Origin of the sequence: Streptomyces beihaiensis (assembly GCF_026274175.1) — a bacterium.
Taxonomy (GTDB): domain Bacteria; phylum Actinomycetota; class Actinomycetes; order Streptomycetales; family Streptomycetaceae; genus Streptomyces; species Streptomyces beihaiensis.
Window position 1 is genome coordinate 1 of record NZ_JAPHNL010000183.1, and the last position, 1,867, is coordinate 1,867.

At 72.4% G+C, this 1,867-nt stretch carries 1 protein-coding gene and 1 tRNA gene; one reads left to right on the forward strand and one right to left on the reverse strand.

Features of this window, described 5'->3' with window-relative positions; genetic code table 11:
• Positions 1-60 precede the first annotated feature (60 nt).
• A tRNA-Gln gene (locus OFY01_RS16490) sits at positions 61-131 on the reverse strand.
• Positions 132-381: 250 nt separating this feature from the next.
• Between OFY01_RS16490 and OFY01_RS16495 the strand changes: the two genes are divergently transcribed.
• Positions 382-1,755 (forward strand): sensor histidine kinase, encoded by a 1,374-nt coding sequence (locus OFY01_RS16495; protein ID WP_266600605.1) that lies wholly within the window; start codon positions 382-384, stop codon positions 1,753-1,755.
• Positions 1,756-1,867: the final 112 nt, after the last annotated feature.

Sequence of the window (1,867 nt, forward strand, 5' to 3'; positions counted from 1 at the left end):
AGGCGATCGGGGTCGAGCCGACGAACGAGACCGCCGCGTCGGCGGGGCCCCGAAGTGGTGCTCCCGAGGAAGGAATCGAACCCTCATTCAATGGACCAAAACCATTTGTCCTGCCATTAGACGACTCGGGATGGTTGTCCGCTATGCCCGATTCTCTCGATCATTCGCGGAGGCCGCCTCTACTATGCCGTACCACCGGCCTTCGGCGCGACGGTACAGCTCAGCGCTCCTGAGCCCCGGCCTTCCGGGGCGTACGGGGCCACGGATCAACAGTTCGAGGGATATCGGACGGTTTCGCTTCCGCTCGAACGCCGGATGTGGTGTAGGCCAGTGGGTAAAAGTCGCCGGAAAGCGGGTGCCGGGCGCCCGTAGGGTGGGCGTATGACGACGACGGGGGAAGCACACCGAACCACGGCCGGTGGGCCGTGGTGGTGGGAGCGGTGGCGGAGCGCGCTGTTCGATCTGGTGCTCGCGGCGCTGTCCGCCGCGGAGTGCGCGGTCGAGGGGATTCCGTTCGCGCACAAGGCCGGGCTGCCGGTGCCCGTGGGTGTTGTTTTCGGGGTGCTGGCCGGGGCGTCGTTGCTGTTGCGGCGGCGGTGGCCGATCGCCGTGGTGCTGGTGTCCGTGGCGATCACGCCCGCGTCGATGGGCGTGATGCTGACGGTGGTCGGACTGTACTCGCTGGCGGCGTCGGAGATGCCGCGGCGGATCATCGGGGCGCTGGCGGGGATGTCGTTCGTCGGAGCGCTGATCGTCGGCGTGGTGCGGGCGCAGCAGCAGGGCGGGTCGCATCCGGACACGGTGCAGGTGGCCGGGTGGGTGGTGCCGTTGGTGGCGGTGACGGCGGCGGTGGGCCTGACGGCTCCGCCGTTGCTGCTCGGGCTCTACGTGGGGGCGCGGCGCCGTCTGATGGAGAGCCTGCGGGAGCGGAACGAGTCGCTGGAGCGGGAGTTGTCGCTGCTGGCGGAGCGGGCCGAGGAACGGGCGGAGTGGGCGCGGGGCGAGGAGCGTACGCGGATCGCGCGCGAGATGCATGACGTGGTGGCGCACCGGGTGTCGTTGATGGTGGTGCACGCGGCGGCGTTGCAGGCGGTGGCGCGTAAGGATCCGGAGAAGGCGGTGAGGAACGCGGCACTGGTGGGGGACATGGGGCGGCAGGCGTTGACGGAGTTGCGGGAGATGTTGGGGGTGCTGCGGTCGGGGAAGTCGGCCGCGGGGCGTGGTGTTCCGTTGGCGGCGGTGGGGGAGGCGGCGGCCGCGGCGGCGTCGCGGGTGGAGCCGGGGGCGAGATCCGGGTCGGTGCCGGAGTCCGGGGCTGGGCGGGAGTCGGGGGCCGTGGGTGCGGCCGGTGCCGACGGGGGGCCGTGCCTGGCCGAGTTGGACGCGCTCGTGGAGCAGTCGCGGGCGGCCGGGATGGTGGTGGAGGTTCTGGTGGAGGGGGAGGCGCGTACGTATGCGGCGGTGGTGGAACAGACGGCGTACCGGGTCGTGCAGGAGGCGTTGACGAACGTGCACAAGCATGCGGCGGGGGCCAAGGCGTATGTGCGGCTCGCGCACCGGGGGGCGGAGGTGGCGATGCAGGTGGAGAACGAGGCGCCGCCGGTGCCGGGAGCCGCCGCGGAGGTGGGCTTGCCGTCAGGGGGGAACGGGCTGGTGGGGATGCGGGAGCGGGTGGCGGGGTTGGGCGGGGTGTTCGTGTCCGGGCCCACGGAGGGCGGGGGTTTTCGGGTGTCGGCGGTGCTGCCGGCCGGGTAGCCGTGTCCGTGTCCGTGTCCGTGTCCGTGGCTGCGGCCGTGCGCCGTGCGCCGTGCGGCCGGTGCCGCGGTGCCGCGGTGCCGCGGTGCCGTGGGTCGTTCGGCGCGGCGGG

Coding starts and splice junctions, on each gene's coding strand:
- OFY01_RS16495 (WP_266600605.1), top strand. CDS start 382: ATGACGACGACGGGGGAAGCACACCGAACCACGGCCGGTGGGCCGTGG.